The organism is Sphingomonas sp. SL1004, from assembly GCF_057815015.1.
In genome coordinates, this window is sequence record NZ_JBYMUX010000002.1 from 25,205 (window position 1) to 39,397 (window position 14,193).

At 64.4% G+C, this 14,193-nt stretch carries 16 protein-coding genes; 5 read left to right on the forward strand and 11 right to left on the reverse strand.

What is annotated here, in order from left to right:
• From AC3D24_RS20785 to AC3D24_RS20835, 11 genes are all read right to left on the reverse strand, one after another.
• Entirely contained in the window at positions 1–405 is a 405-nt protein-coding gene (locus AC3D24_RS20785) for an ATP-binding protein (RefSeq protein WP_489033326.1), read from the reverse strand.
• A complete protein-coding gene (locus AC3D24_RS20790) occupies positions 386–796 on the reverse strand; it encodes an STAS domain-containing protein (RefSeq protein WP_489033327.1) in 411 nt (136 codons plus the stop codon). Before AC3D24_RS20790 ends, AC3D24_RS20785 begins: the two co-directional genes overlap by 20 nt.
• Before the next feature lie 5 nt (positions 797–801).
• Positions 802–1,659, reverse strand: a complete 858-nt coding sequence (locus AC3D24_RS20795) for an STAS domain-containing protein (RefSeq protein ID WP_489033329.1) — start codon at positions 1,657–1,659, stop codon at positions 802–804.
• Between the two features lie 199 nt (positions 1,660–1,858).
• Positions 1,859–2,545, reverse strand: a complete 687-nt coding sequence (locus tag AC3D24_RS20800; protein WP_489033331.1) for an HAD family hydrolase — start codon at positions 2,543–2,545, stop codon at positions 1,859–1,861.
• A 20-nt stretch (positions 2,546–2,565) separates the two neighbouring features.
• On the reverse strand, positions 2,566–2,802 hold the full coding sequence (locus tag AC3D24_RS20805) for a hypothetical protein (RefSeq protein ID WP_489033332.1): 237 nt from the start codon (positions 2,800–2,802) through the stop codon (positions 2,566–2,568).
• Between the two features lie 60 nt (positions 2,803–2,862).
• Positions 2,863–3,270: a DUF1622 domain-containing protein gene (locus tag AC3D24_RS20810; protein WP_489033334.1), complete on the reverse strand. Its 408-nt coding sequence runs from the start codon at positions 3,268–3,270 to the stop codon at positions 2,863–2,865.
• A 22-nt stretch (positions 3,271–3,292) separates the two neighbouring features.
• Complete coding sequence (locus tag AC3D24_RS20815; protein ID WP_489033336.1) at positions 3,293–3,778, reverse strand: MgtC/SapB family protein; 486 nt, start codon at positions 3,776–3,778, stop codon at positions 3,293–3,295.
• Complete coding sequence (locus tag AC3D24_RS20820; protein ID WP_489033338.1) at positions 3,771–4,856, reverse strand: sodium:calcium antiporter; 1,086 nt, start codon at positions 4,854–4,856, stop codon at positions 3,771–3,773. Before AC3D24_RS20820 ends, AC3D24_RS20815 begins: the two co-directional genes overlap by 8 nt.
• Before the next feature lie 10 nt (positions 4,857–4,866).
• On the reverse strand, positions 4,867–5,730 hold the full coding sequence (locus tag AC3D24_RS20825; protein WP_489033339.1) for a Brp/Blh family beta-carotene 15,15'-dioxygenase: 864 nt from the start codon (positions 5,728–5,730) through the stop codon (positions 4,867–4,869).
• Between the two features lie 92 nt (positions 5,731–5,822).
• Positions 5,823–6,638 carry a bacteriorhodopsin gene (locus tag AC3D24_RS20830; protein ID WP_489033341.1) on the reverse strand — a complete coding sequence of 272 codons (816 nt, stop codon included), beginning with the start codon at positions 6,636–6,638 and terminating at the stop codon, positions 5,823–5,825.
• A 448-nt stretch (positions 6,639–7,086) separates the two neighbouring features.
• On the reverse strand, positions 7,087–7,488 hold the full coding sequence (locus AC3D24_RS20835; protein ID WP_489033342.1) for a MerR family transcriptional regulator: 402 nt from the start codon (positions 7,486–7,488) through the stop codon (positions 7,087–7,089).
• A 63-nt stretch (positions 7,489–7,551) separates the two neighbouring features.
• Here AC3D24_RS20835 and AC3D24_RS20840 point away from each other — a divergent pair, with 63 nt between their 5' ends.
• The 5 genes from AC3D24_RS20840 (at position 7,552) to AC3D24_RS20860 (ending at position 14,189) form a co-directional block, all read left to right on the forward strand.
• On the forward strand, positions 7,552–8,190 hold the full coding sequence (locus AC3D24_RS20840) for a cation efflux transmembrane domain-containing protein (protein WP_489033343.1): 639 nt from the start codon (positions 7,552–7,554) through the stop codon (positions 8,188–8,190).
• Complete coding sequence (locus tag AC3D24_RS20845; protein WP_489033345.1) at positions 8,190–9,413, forward strand: TolC family protein; 1,224 nt, start codon at positions 8,190–8,192, stop codon at positions 9,411–9,413. Before AC3D24_RS20840 ends, AC3D24_RS20845 begins: the two co-directional genes overlap by 1 nt.
• Entirely contained in the window at positions 9,410–10,549 is a 1,140-nt protein-coding gene (locus tag AC3D24_RS20850) for an efflux RND transporter periplasmic adaptor subunit (RefSeq protein ID WP_489033347.1), read from the forward strand. The genes AC3D24_RS20845 and AC3D24_RS20850 overlap by 4 nt, the downstream gene beginning before the upstream one ends.
• Before the next feature lie 4 nt (positions 10,550–10,553).
• On the forward strand, positions 10,554–13,763 hold the full coding sequence (locus tag AC3D24_RS20855; protein WP_489033349.1) for an efflux RND transporter permease subunit: 3,210 nt from the start codon (positions 10,554–10,556) through the stop codon (positions 13,761–13,763).
• A gap of 99 nt (positions 13,764–13,862) precedes the next feature.
• Positions 13,863–14,189 (forward strand): YnfA family protein, encoded by a 327-nt coding sequence (locus tag AC3D24_RS20860; protein WP_489033350.1) that lies wholly within the window; start codon positions 13,863–13,865, stop codon positions 14,187–14,189.
• Positions 14,190–14,193 lie beyond the last annotated feature (4 nt).

A 14,193-nucleotide genomic window follows, 5' to 3' on the forward strand; every position in this document is an offset into this window, starting at 1 on the left:
CTACTTCCACCGCGCAATGGTGATGCGCGTTCCTTGACCGACAACCGAGTCAATCTCGAATTCGTTGCACAACCGCCGCGCGCCGCTCAGTCCCAAGCCAAGACCGCCCCCGGTCGTGTAACCGTCGGTCAGTGCGCGTTCGAGGTCTGGAATACCGGGGCCATTGTCCGCAAATGTCAGTCGCACGCCCCGCTCAGGGGATCCCGTGAACGTCTCGATCCGGGCCGTGCCACCCAAGCCATAATCCAGGGTATTGCGCGCCAATTCGCTGGCGGCCGTCACGATTTTGGTCTGATCAACAAGACCTAGCCCCGCAGCGACCGCTCGAACACGAACTGCCTGACGGACACGAACGACATCATCGGACTCCCTGATTGGCAGTACCTCATCCGTCGTTGCGCTCATCACCGCCCTCCGGGGCGTCGTCGCCATCGAATTCTTCATATTGGCCGCTGCCGATCAGTGCCATGCCCCGTTCGACGTTTAGAGCCGTCTTTACTCCTGTCAGCGACAGTCCGAGTTCGACTAGCGTGATCGCTACAGCCGGGCGCATGCCGACAACGACAGTGTCAGCATCGAGGAGGCGCGAGACCGCAGCGATATTGTCGAGCATTCGGCCCATGAATGAGTCGACGATTTCCAGCCCCGAAATGTCGATCATGACACCGCGAGCGCCAGTAGCGACGATCCGCTCGGAGAGATCCTCTTCCAGAGCCTTGGCAAGGCGGTCATGGATGTCGACCTGGATACTGACCAGGAGCGCCCGGCCGAGCTTGAGAATGGGAATACGATCCATGACGTTCAGCCCTTCGCGATCGCCTTACGGACGACCGTTCGTCCGGTACGCTGAAACGCGAGGGCTAAGGCGTCCGCCAGTGTAGCCTTGGATACGACGTCCAGCTCCACACCCAAATGCACCATCGTCTGCGCGATTTGAGGTCGGATACCCGATACAATGCAGTCAGCCCCCATGAGGCGGGCCGCTGCGATCGTCTTGAGAAGGTGCTGAGCGACAAGCGTATCGACCGTTGGCACCCCGGTAATGTCGATGATCGCGAGATCGGCGCTCTGGTCGACGATAGCTTGAAGAAGGTTTTCCATGACCACCTGGGTTCGGGCAGAATCCAGCGTGCCGATCAGGGGCAGTGCCAGGATGCCTTCCCAGAGCTTGACGACCGGTGTCGAAAGCTCGGCGATCTCATCCTGCTGGCGGCGTACTACATCCTCGCGACTGCGCTGGTAGACCTCCATGGTGTACAGTCCGAGCTGATCGAGGATCTGGGTCATTTCCCAGCCGATGCTTGCCACGCGAGCGGCATCATCCGGGTAGCTCGCCCGAACCTGCTCGAAGATCGGCTCTTTTAGCGAGAAGACAAACGTCGCTGTTTCGGTCGGTGTGAAACCTTGGTTTGCTCGCGAACGGGAGACCTCGCCAAGCAATTCGCGGGCCTTGGCAAAAGCAGGATCGGTTACAGACGTTGCACCTGCGCCAAGTCCGGCTACAAATGATGCCAGGAAATCCTGGCACTGCTTCTGGACCTCAGCGTCTTTGATCCGTCCCGAGCCGCCCGCCTCGGCGAGCAGCTGACGCCAACGTGCGACGATCGCACTTTCGCGCTCGCCAACGATCTTTGACAAAGTCGCGAAGCCGTCTTCCATACTCACATCCCCCACAAGGCGTTTCCGGCCTTTTAGAACGAGCTACGTGGTTTGTCTCTTGGCTTTCCTGATTGGGAATGGCGATCGAGAAGGCCGGGGCGTTCCCAAAAGGATGGTGTATTGGGAATGGAAACGACTTTTCAAAACCATGAATCATGAGGAGTGGGAAACACACTTGGTAGACGCAACCTCACGCTTTTTAGATTGCGATTAGTTGACGAGCGAGCTCCGGCAACGTCGATGCTTCCTTGTCGGGAGCGCGCATAGCCCGTGAGTAGGGGCGGTCGGCGGTCAGATAAGCAGTGACGAGGCCGGCCGCGGCCGCACCGTTGATATCCCACGGGTGTGCCGCCACCAACGCCAGCTCGGCAGGCTCGATACCGGCCTTGTCGGCCGCATAAATGTAGACTTCCGCTCTCGGCTTGGCGAGCTTGACCTCGTCGACCGACACGACCTCCTCTACCAAGTGGCTGAGTTCGGCGCGCTCCAGCAGTGCCTTGGTCGAGCTCTTCGCGCCGTTGGAGAGCGCCATGACGGGGATGCCGGCCTCAATCAGAAGTGCAAAGGCTTCGCGAGTTCCGTCACGAGCGCCGAGCGTCACCAGCTGCTTCACCAGCGCTTTGCGCTCAGAGGCTGGCGCTTCCAATCCTTGTTCGGCCAACACGCCGTCAAGCGCGGTCTCTAGAACCGTCGTGAACGGCTCGAAGTCACCCGCGGCGGCCATGGCGAAGGCGTCACGACATCCGGCGGCGAACCAACCGTCCAGGCCCGCCGGAGGCAACCCAAGCGTTACGATTGAGGAGCGGAGCGGTTCCAGAGGGAAGACCGTTCCGATAATGTCGAACGCCACCATCTTCGGCCGTTTGAGCCCACCTATACCGAACATCTACCGTTCCTTCTCGAAGCTTATGCGGCAGAAATCTTGCCTGCGAGGCCGCCACGTTCGTGGTCGTGGACGAGCTTGGACAGGGACGACTCGTCCATCTCGACAAGCACCTCCGAGAGCGTCTCGCCGGGCTGTGCTCCGGGCGCGAACGACGCGCCGTAGATCTTGCGCAGGGTGCTCACCAGCGTGTTGCCGTGCTTGCGGCTGATCTCGCCGTTCATGTCGCGATGACGTCCGTGCAGGCCTGGCTGTTGCATTGTCAAACTCCTCGGTGAAAAACGAACGTCCGGTCCTTGCTGACCGTTCCGCAATGATGGTCATGTTTGAGGCTGGTCGCCGGAACGGCCGACCTCGCCTTGTACCGAACCCGCCAGCTTTCCGGCCTTTTGCCAAGGCCAGCGTCCCTCGATCTCCACTTCCAGCGAAAAGCTGAGGAACGTGCGGATCAGGACAATGCCGGCGAGCACGATCAGGCTTTGTACGGTAGGCTCGACGGCAACGGTGTTGATGATGTCCGCTGCGACCAGGAACTCGAGCCCGAGCAGGATCGAACGGCCGAGATTGGAGCGAAACGCGGCAACCAGGGTGTCCCGCGGCGCGGCATTGGCCGCCATTCGCCACAGAAAGGCGGCAAGCGCACCGAAGGAGCCCACCACGATGATGGCAGTGCCGACGATCTCCACCACGCGGGTGACGAGGTGGATCCAGTCCGCTTCCGTGCTCATCGCCTGGACCGTGGCAGTCGCATCATGGTCGCGTCTCCGTATCGACCCGGTCTTGCTCGGCAGGCGTATCCCGCGCGTGGTCGCGGATACGCCGCTCGATTGGGGCGCCGACGAACAGAACGAACAAGGCGAGCGCCGCGCCGACGACGATCAGCGGCCAGATCGCGAGTGCTGCGGCCGAGCCCAGCGCAGCCGACACCCAGATGCTGGCTGCCGTTGCAAGGCCGTGGACCTGCTTGTAGCTTCCACCGTGGAGCACCGCGCCCGCGCCGATGAACCCGACGCCCGATAGTACGCCCTGTATGACGCGTCCGGCAGCGTCCGCATTCATCTGTGGCAGGCCGCTGTGGACGATCGCCTGGACGGCGATGCAACTCGCCAGCCCCACCAGGCTCAGCGTCCGAAAGCCCATGATCGCGCGGTCCTGCCGCGACCGCTCGAAGCCGAGCAGCGCTCCAGCCGCCGTCGCGACCAGGAGCCGAAAGGAGATGTCCAGCCAATCAGCCATAATGACTCGACATGGCGATTGCGAACAGGCCGGCGGTGCCGATGACGTAGAGGATCAATACTGCCAGCGAGTCTACGCCCATGCCGAGGATACGGCGCCTGGGACGGAAGATGAGGCCTGCCAGGTAGACGCTGGTCAGCAGGACCGCGAGTCCGGCCAGGTAGATGTCGGTGTCCTGCGCCTGCGGCAGCACCGCGCGTCCCGAGATCAGCGTTGCCAACAGGAAGAGCACCGGCAGGAAAGCGTTGCCTCCGAAAACGTCGCTGATCGCGAGCTGGTAGTCGCCGGCCTTGGTCGAGGTAAGCCCGGTGGACAGCTCCGGCAGCGAGGTCGCGGCCGCCAGCACGGTCGCGCCGAACAGCACGCCGCTCATGCCTATATGATCGGCGATGCCATCTCCTGCTCGCTCGAGCATTACGCCTGCGACCAGCGTCACGAGCGCCGCGATGACGAAAACAATGGCCGTGCGCGCGGTGCTCTTGCCCTTGGCTGTAGCCTGCTGCTCGGTTTTCACCTGCGAATGCCCTTTTGGCTGAGCTTGCGTATCCGGCGCGTTGCCGCTGCTGTCGTGCCAGGGCAGCCCCTTGTTCGCGCGGCCGATCAGCCACACGCCAAGGATCCAGACCAGCGCGATGGCGAGCGCGTCTGGCCCGACGCGCAGGTAGATCAGCGAGGCAGGAAGCTGCGTTCCCATGATCGCGATGATCAGCACCGCGACGACCAGCAGCCCCTCGATCACCAGCGTCAGGCTGGCCGCCTTGTAGGTCAACGGCACCTTTTCCCGCATGCCGAAAGCGTCGAGCGCCACCAGCACCAGCGTCTGGATGCCGATCCCGCCCAAGATGTTGCCGACCGCGACCCCGATGTTGTTCGATGCTGCCGCACTGGCGGTGATCGCGATTTCGGGCAGGTTGGTGGCGATCGCCAGCAGGATGACGCCGCCGAGCGCTTGGCCGAGGCCAAGCCGCTGCGACAGCACGCCGGTGGTATTGGAGAGCTGGATACCCGCCATCCAGATCGCCACAGCGGCAACCGCGAAGATGCCGAGCAGGGGTAGCAGGGAAAGAGATTGCAGCACCGACAGGCTTTCAGTTGTACGTTGGAACGACAGGCCCGCCGGACGCCATACGTGCTCGCCAGTCCAACCACATGTGCGGCACGGTCAATGCGCTGAGCAGCAGGAAGGCGGTACGGACGACGTTGTCCCCGGTCGGCGCTGCGGTTCCTGTGGTGAAGATGACGGCACCGAGTCCCAGCCCGAGTACCGTCAGGACAAGCGGCAGGACCAACTCTCCTGCTCGCATACCCCCCGCCGGCATGGCAGCAGTGAGCGCCCGCGGAGCATGGATCGCGGCAAAATACAGCGCGAACGCGATCAGCGGTGGAGCAACAGCGAACAACAGGGTGACTAGAATTAAGTCCGCTCCAACCGTCCAGTCATCGGCCCGCCCGCGTGCCGCGTAGGCGATAAGCGTGCAGATGACCGCCCCTAGCCACAACAGCGCCACCGGTTCGGCGAGAAGCATCGTGACGATATGCGCATGCCCCGGCACCAGCGCGGCGAGCAGCCGCTCGATCGCTTCGGGATGACAGACGGCTGAGACGATGATCGGAACGCCGCCATGCGCCACGATGCGGATGCTGCGGTGGGAAGCTTGGGCCGGGGCGTCCTGATCTCCGAAGTGAAGGATCGACAGAAGCAGGAAGATCGAAAGTGCCAGGACGGGAAGCGCCCACCAAATGAGCAGCATCGCGGCAGCGAGTGCGAGATAGCCCGCCAGGAACGGCCGCCACCATCCGGCGCCATGACCCCGCTCAAAGGCACGTCGGGCGACCTTATGATCGAACGCGCCGTGAGGCAGGCCGACAATGACCGCCAGGGCTAGAAAGCCGGCTGCCGGGACACGCCCCGGCAGCACGGCACCGATCGCGACGGCGAGAACGACTGGCACGATCCGCATCGCTGCCGATCGAATCGCGGTAAATGAAAAGGGGGCGGCGTGGTCCACCGCCCCAAATGCCAGCCTGACCGGCACGTCCTCGCTCAGCTGCGGTTCGGCTGAACGTGGTGCGTGGGTTCAACGCGCTCGGTGCGACCTGGCGCCTGGACCTCGTGGTAAGCGACCGGCGCGGGCCGCAGATCATGCTCGGGTACTTCACCGGCCGCGAGGTCGGCCGAGACCTTGGTGCGGGTCGCTGCCATCGAGAAAATGCCGTAGACTACCTTCGCGATCACGTCGAAGATCGTGTAGAGCGCCGCAGTCGCGGTCGCATCGATCGTCTTCGTGCCTTCCGAGCCGAGTAAGAAGATCACCGGATAGGCGAACCATACCAGCGACAGGATGGTGGCGTTGGTCTTGAACAGCTTGGCCGCGCGCGGACCCGACTTCTCGGACTCGACGCGCATCGGGCCCCAAAGGCCGATATAGATGAACAGGAACGCGCCTGAGCTGATCAGGTACCATGCCCACTTCGCCGACGATCCCGTGGGACTAAAGCCAGCGACAACGCCGGTCGCGATCATGTAAAAGTCGGTGAACACGAGACCCAGCAGCAGCGCCCAGCGGCGGAACGGCGAGTGGAGCGCAGTTAGGCATAGACCGGTTAGCAGCATCGGCGTCGTGATTGCCCAGTCCGCGTAGCGCGCGACGTAGAAATCGCGTCCATCGGCGAGAAGGATCGAACCCTGGCCCAGCGCCATAGCGAGGTAAGAGGCCGTCGCCGTCAGCGTGACGAACAGGTGCAGGAGGTAGTGGTTCTCCTCGTCACGCGTTCGCCGGTTCCACCCCATGACAAGGAGGATCGCCGATCCCAAGGCCATGGCGATGAAGCCGAACCATAGCCAGTCCGATGTGGTCATTGGGCAATCCTTGCTACTGCATGAACAGCCGTAACGATCATCGCTCGCAAAAGACCAGTTCTTCTAAAGTTTTCAGCCAATTACTGATTTAAGTTAGGTCGTGCAAAATCCTCGCACAGTTCGCGCCTGCCAGGCAGGCTTTCTCTCGGTGGGGCACGGCTGAGTACCAAGCCTGTCGGATGAACAATCCCTAACACCGGTCCACATGAACCTAATCATGCACAGCGCCGCACCGATGCCTGATCGTAACGGCCAACCGTGCCGCCACCATTTCCGGCGTGAGCCGGTTTCGTAATGCCGACGAGTTTGGTCCCCCCTACCTGGACCAGATCGAAAGCAGCACTGTGACCCCGCTTTAGCCGGCGGGTTCCCGCAAACGAACGACGATCGAGAACGCCGGGGCTTTCCCAAAAGGATGGTAAAATGGGAAAGCTGGGCGGCCGAGCGGTCAACGCCGTGGTGCAAGCGTATCAATAATCCGGCACTTGCCGATGGTCCCGCCCTTGCACGACGTCAGCAAGCCGGACAGCTCACCGCGCAGTGCCGTCAGGTCCGCAATTTTCCGATCTATTTCGTCGAGATGCTGCTGCGCCAGCACATCGACTTCTGCGCAGTCGCCCGCTTCGTCGCTCGCGAGCTGAAGAAGCGCGCGAACCTGATCGAGCGAAAAGCCGAGGTCTCGCGCGCGACGAATGAAGCTCAGCCGCGCCAGTGCCGCCTCGCCATAGGCACGGTAATTGCCCGACGTGCGGTCGGGCGGCGGGATCAATCCCTGCTTTTCATACCAGCGGATCGTCTCGACTCTGGTGTCGGTGGCGCGCGCGAGATCGCCGATGCGCAAATCATTCATCGCTTGACCCTGTAGTGGCTTCAGGGTGCATAGGAGCCTCCACTTCTCCGGTCGAGGATCGAAATGGACGACTGTTGTTCCCGTAAGGCCGAGACGCTGGACGTGCTGGCGCAAGGCGACCAGAGGCGTGTGCTCATCATCGTCATGGTCGTAAACATTGTCATGTTCACCACCGAGTTCGGTTTCGGCTTTGTCGCACGATCGAGCGCGATGATGGCGGATTCGGTCGACATGCTCGGCGACGCAATCGTCTATGGACTAAGCCTCTATGCGCTGGGGCAGGGCGAGCGGTGGCAGGCGGGTGCTGCACTCGCCAAGGGTGGGCTGATCCTCACTTTCGGGATCGGCATTCTGATCGAGACGGGATTCAAGATCGCCGAAGGCGTCACCCCGTCCAGCTCGATCATGCTCACGGTTACCGGTGTCGCGCTCATTGCGAACCTCGTCTGCCTGGCGCTGCTATGGCGTTTCCGGACCCTGAACGTGAACATGGCCAGCACCTTCGAATGTTCGCGCAATGACGTGATCGCCAATGTCGGCGTTCTCATTGCCGCGTTGCTGGTAGCGTGGACGAGCAAAGGATGGCCGGACGTTCTCGCCGGTTTGGTGATCGCACTCCTCTTCCTGCGCTCGGCCGCGCACGTGCTGCGCTCGGCGTGGCCGGTATGGCAGGGCAAAGGCGGCTCGGTGGCGCTCGACTGATGCGCCGCTTGGCTTTAGCGCTTCTGCTCACCACCACACCGGCCATCGCGCAGGTCCAGGGACCGCCCCTGACGCTCGATGCTGCGATAGAGATGGCGCGCCGGTCCAGCCCCTCGGCTGCGGCGGCGAGCGCGGGTGTGGATGCCGCTGCGGCGGGACGTCGTGTCGCCGGGTTGCGTCCGAACCCGACGGTCGCCGTCGACGTCGAGAACGTCGGTGGCTCCCGCGCCTTCAATATCGTGGAGGCGCCAAAACAGACGGTCAGTCTCGCCTATCCGCTGGAGCTGGGCGGCAAGCGGTCGGCCCGGATCGGGGTCGCTGACGCGCTCGGTGCGCGCGCCGCGGTCGACCGCGCAACGGTCGATGCCGAACTGCGGCTTGGTGTGACGCAAGCCTATACCGACGCGCTCGCGGCCGATCGCAGGTTTGCGACCGCAGGGGAACAGGCGCGGATCGCGGCCGATGGCTTTCGCGCCGCGCAGACACGAGTTCAGGCGGGACGCGCATCGCCGCTGGAGGAAAGCCGCGCCGGCGTCATCCGCACCAATGCCGATCTGGCGGTAGAGCAAGCGACCCGGCTTGCGACAGCGGCGCGCGCCAACCTGGCGTTGCGCATCGGCAATCCTGCCAGCGGCCCGCTCGACTCGGCCTGGTTCGACCGGATCGAGGATAGCGCGGCTCGGCCGGGATCGGGCGCACTGGCGGTCGCCGCTGCGCGCGGCGACGTCGCAACTGCCAGCGCACAGGAACGGCTCGCGCGCTCGCAGCGCATCCCGGACATAACGGTGAACGCCGGCGTGCGCCGGGTGCCGGTGGTTGGGTCGACCGCAGCGGTTCTTGGCCTGTCGGTGCCGCTGCCACTGTTTAACGGCGGCAGGGCGGCCATCGACCAGGCTAGCGCCGAACGCAGCAGGGCGGCGGCGTTGGCCCAAGCGGCCGAACTGGAAGCGAACGGCGCGATCATCAAGGCCGAAGCCGAGCGCGACAACGCTGCGAGCGCAGCCCGCGTCGCGAATGGCCCCGCGCTGGCCGGCGCCCAGGAAGCGGCGCGGATCGCCCGGATCGGTTACCGGGAAGGCAAGTTCGGCCAGCTCGATCTTCTCGAAGCCGAACGTGCGCTCGCCGAGACGCGCAGCGCCGCCATCGATGCGCTGGCTTCCTACCACGAGGCGCAGGCTCGGCTCGATCGGCTGACGACCCCCTATGACGGAGCGAAGAATTGAAGCGGCGTTGGTTGATCGCGGCGCTGCCGCTGGTGTTGGCGGGGACGCTCGGCGGATGCGGCAGGAAGGCCGCGGACGCTCCGAAGGCCGAAGCGAGTGAGGACAGTCCAAAGAAAGCGGACGGCACGGTTACGCTCACGCCAGCACAGATCACGGCAGCGGGGATCGAGCTGGTACGCCCGACGGTTGGAGATGGCGGCGGCACGATCGAGCTGCCAGCGACGATCGAGGGCGACCCGCAAGCGACGCAGGTCGTGTCTGCTGCGCTCGCCGGGCGCGTGGTGACGCTGACCCGGAACCTGGGCCAGTCCGTCGCGCGGGGAACGACGTTGGCGGTGATCGAGAGCCGCGAGGCGGCGCAGCTCAAGGGCGACGTCGAAGCGGCGCGCGCGCGTCTCGCGCTCGCCAACAGCAATCTTGCGCGTGAACAACGATTGTTCGACCAGCGCGTCTCGCCCGAACAGGATCTCGTCGCGGCACGGACAGCCGCAATCGAGGCGCGCATTGCTTACCGGCAAGCACAGGGGCAAGTCGCCGCGACCGGCGCAAGCGCGGGCGCGCTCAACCGCATTGCGGTGGTATCGCCGATCGCGGGCGAGGTCATCACGCGTAGCGCCGTCCTCGGGCAAACGGTCGCGGCGGATGCGGAACTCTACCGCGTCTCGCGTCTCGATCGGGTGTCGCTCTCCTTCGCCCTCTCGCCGGCAGATGCCGGGCGGGTGCGACCGGGTGGCCTCGTCACTGTGACGGCGCCGGGGCGGCAGCAGACCGCGCGCATCAGCTTTGTGTCGCCCGCGCTTGATCCCGATACCAAGCTCGTCTCCGCGCTCGCCACTCTCGACAATCGGGGCGGACGCTGGCGGGTGGGCGAGTCCGTCTCGGCCGCGGTGCAGTTAACAAGCGGTGCGGGGAAATCGTCGATCCGTGTGCCGTCGACCGCAGTGCAGACGGTCGATGGCAGAACGGTCGTGTTCGTGCGCACACCGCAAGGCTTCAAGGCCGTACCGGTCATGCTCGGCGCCCATGCCGGGGACGCTGTGATCGTGGCGAGCGGGCTGACGGGCCGCGAACAGGTCGCGGCGGACAACAGCTTTACCCTAAAGTCGGCGCTGGGCGCGGTCGCGGACGAGGATTGAGCGCATGATCGCCCGCATTGTTACCTGGGCGGTCGAGCGCCGCTGGCTCGTCCTCCTGTTCACCGCGATCGCCGCTATAGTTGGCGCGCTGTCGCTGCCTCGGCTTCCGATCGACGCGGTTCCCGACATTACGAACAACCAGGTCCAGGTGAACGTACGCGCACCCGCGCTGTCGCCGGAGCTGATCGAGAAACAAGTCGCCTTTCCGATCGAGACGGCACTGGCCGGCATCCCTGGCCTCGAAAGCACGCGCTCGCTGAGCCGCAACGGCTTCGCGCAGATCACCGCCGTGTTCTCCGACAAGACAGACATCTATTTCGCCCGCCAACAGGTTCAGGAGCGGCTGACTGGTGCGCAGGAGACGCTGCCGACTGGCGTCGTGCCGGCGATGGGGCCAATCGCGACGGGCCTCGGCGAGGTGTATGTCTGGACGCTGCGCTATGCCGAGCGGGCACACGAGCGGCATCGTCCGGGGGAACCCGGCCTGCAACCGGACGGGAGCTATATCACGCCCGAAGGCGACCGGCTCGTCAGCGAGGCAGATAAGGCGACCTACCTGCACACCGTGCAGGACTGGATCGTCGCGCCACAGGTCAAGGGCGTGGCCGGTGTCGCCGGCATCGACTCGCTGGGAGGATTTGAGCGCGAGTATCTGGTCGTTCCCGACGTCCAGAAGCTCGCCGCGCTTCACCTCTCGCTCGCCGATCTGTCGACCGCATTGGAACGCGCCAACGTCGCAGTCGGCGGGGGCACGGTCGATCGTAACGGCGAGGGATTGGCGGTCCGTGCCGATGCGCGGGTCGCCAGCCTTTCGCAGCTCAGGCAGGCGGTGATCACCACCCGTGAAGGCACGCCCATCCCTCTCTCCCAAGTCGCCGACGTGCGGTTGGGCCAGGGCGTTCGCATGGGATCGGCATCGGAAGGCGGGCACGAGGTCGTGACCGGCACCGCCATCATGCGCATCGGTGAGAACAGCCGCACTGTCTCGTCGGGGGTTGGTGCCAAGCTGAAGACGATCGAGCCGTCATTGCCGCCCGACGTCGTGATCGAGCCGGTGCTGGATCGCACCAAACTGGTCGACGCAACCATCGTCACCGTGGCCCGCAATCTCGCGGAAGGCGCGGCGCTGGTCATCGTCGTGCTGTTCGCGCTGCTCGGCAATTGGCGGGCGGCGCTGATCGCGGCGGCGGTGATCCCGATCGCGATGCTGCTGACGGCGTTCGGCATGGGGCGTCTCGGCGTCTCCGCCAACCTCATGAGCCTCGGCGCGCTCGACTTCGGCCTCATCGTCGACGGCGCGGTCATCATCGTCGAGAACGCGCTACGCCGGATCGCGACAAGGGAAAAAGAGGTCGGGCAGCTTGCCAAGCCGGAGCGGCTGGCGCTGGTTGCGGAAGCGGCACGCGAGATGATCCGCCCGTCTGTTTACGGACAGGCGATCGTGATGCTCGTCTACCTGCCGCTGCTTACCTTCTCAGGCGTAGAAGGCAAGACTTTCGAGCCGATGGCGCTGACCGTGCTGCTGGCGCTGGCCTTCGCCTTCGTGCTGTCGCTGACCTTCGTGCCCGCAGCAATCGCCACTTGGATCGCACGTTCGGGGCATACGGGTGAGAACCGCATCGTCGGCTGGTTGCATCGTCGCTACGAACCAGCTTTGAATCGCGCGCTACGTCGTCCGGCGCTGACGGTTGGCGTGGCGATCGGCGCGCTGGCGATCGGCGCGGTTACCTTCACAACGCTGGGGCAAGAGTTCCTGCCTCAGCTCGACGAGGGCGACGTCCTCGTCTCGGCATTCCGGGTGCCGGGAACGTCAGTCGAACAGAGCCAGCGGATGCAGTTCCAGATCGAACGGGCACTTGCGAACATGCCGGAGATCAAGACGGTGTTCTCGCGCACCGGCACGGCGGAAATCGCCTCCGACCCGATGCCGCCCAACGCCACGGACACCTTCATCATGATGAAGGACAAGCGCGAATGGCCCGACTCCTCCGAGAGCAAGGCCGATGTGGTCGAGCGCATCGAAAAGCGTCTCGCGAGCGTGCCCGGACATGCCTACGAGGTGACGCAGCCGATCCAGATGCGGTTCAACGAATTGATCGCCGGCGTGCGCTCGGACGTGGCGGTCAAGGTATTCGGCGACGACTTCGCGAGCATGAACGCAACCGCGGCGAAGATCGCCGCCAATCTGCGCCGCACGCCGGGTGCGGAGGATGTGAAGGTCGAGCAGACTGAAGGGCTGCCGATGCTCGACGTGTCGCTGAAGCGCGATGCAGCTTCACGGCTCGGCGTCACAGCACAAGACGTCGCCGACACGGTGTCCGCGGCCGTAGGCGGTCGGGAAAGCGGCCAAATCTATGAGGGCGACCGCCGCTTCCCGATCGTCGTTCGACTGTCGGATGCTGCCCGTGCCAACCTCGACACGCTCGGACAGACGCCGGTTTCCACGCCTCAGGGAACATCGGTCCCACTCGCCAGCGTCGCCGATATCGCCATCACAGACGGACCGAACCAGATCAGTCGCGAGAACGGCAAGCGACGCGTGGTCGTCCAGGCCAACGTGCGCGGTCGCGACGTGGCGAGCGTCGTCGAAGACGCGCAAGCATCGATCGCGCGCGACGTGCGGCTTCCCACCGGCGAGTATCTGGAATGGGGTGGGCAGTTCGAGAACCTGGCCTCGGCCCGGGCGCGCCTCATGCTGGTGGTGCCGGCATGCTTCGCGGTGATCTTGCTGCTGCTCTACGGCGCACTCGGCAGCGTGCGCGACGCGGCGCTGGTATTTACCGGCATTCCGCTCGCCTTGGTGGGCGGCGTATTGGCGCTGGCGCTGCGTGGCATGCCGTTCTCGATCTCGGCTGCGGTTGGGTTCATCGCGCTCTCGGGCATCGCGGTCCTCAATGGGCTTGTCATGTTAAGCGCGGTCCAGGAACTCGTGCGCAGCGGTCGGGACCGGCTGACAGCCGCGCGTGAAGGAGCGCTCCTGCGGCTGCGGCCGGTGGCGATGACCGCACTTGTCGCTAGCTTTGGGTTCGTGCCGATGGCGCTCGGGCATGGTGCAGGCGCGGAGGTGCAGAAGCCGCTTGCAACGGTTGTCATTGGTGGGCTGATCTCGGCAACCCTGCTGACGCTTTTGGTGTTGCCCGTCCTTTACGCCCGCTTCGGCGCGGAAGGCGTTAGTCTGCGCGGAAGATATCCGCTCGACACTGGGGAGGCATGATCCGTCATGCACATCCTGAGTGCCTCCTTGGCCTCAATTGGGAGCGGTCTCTCTCTTGGCCATCCTGACACGGCGGCGTCGGGCTGCTAGCTCTCTTCCATGCAATCGATCATCATCTATGCGGGTGCGGCCCTCGGGGAAATCGCGGGCTGCTTCGCGTTTTGGGCGTGGCTTCGTATGTCGAAGTCGCCCCTTTGGCTGATCCCCGGCTGCGCCTCGCTAATCGCCTTCGCCTACCTTCTCACCCGGGTCGACAGCGCCGATGCTGGCCGGACCTACGCCGCTTACGGCGGCATCTACATCACGTTCGCGGTGCTCTGGCTTTGGTTCGCGGAAGGCGTCCGACCGGATCGTTGGGACCTCGGAGGGACCGCACTGTGCCTTCTAGGCGCTGCCGTGATCTTCTATGGGCCTCATCGCGCGTAGCTGA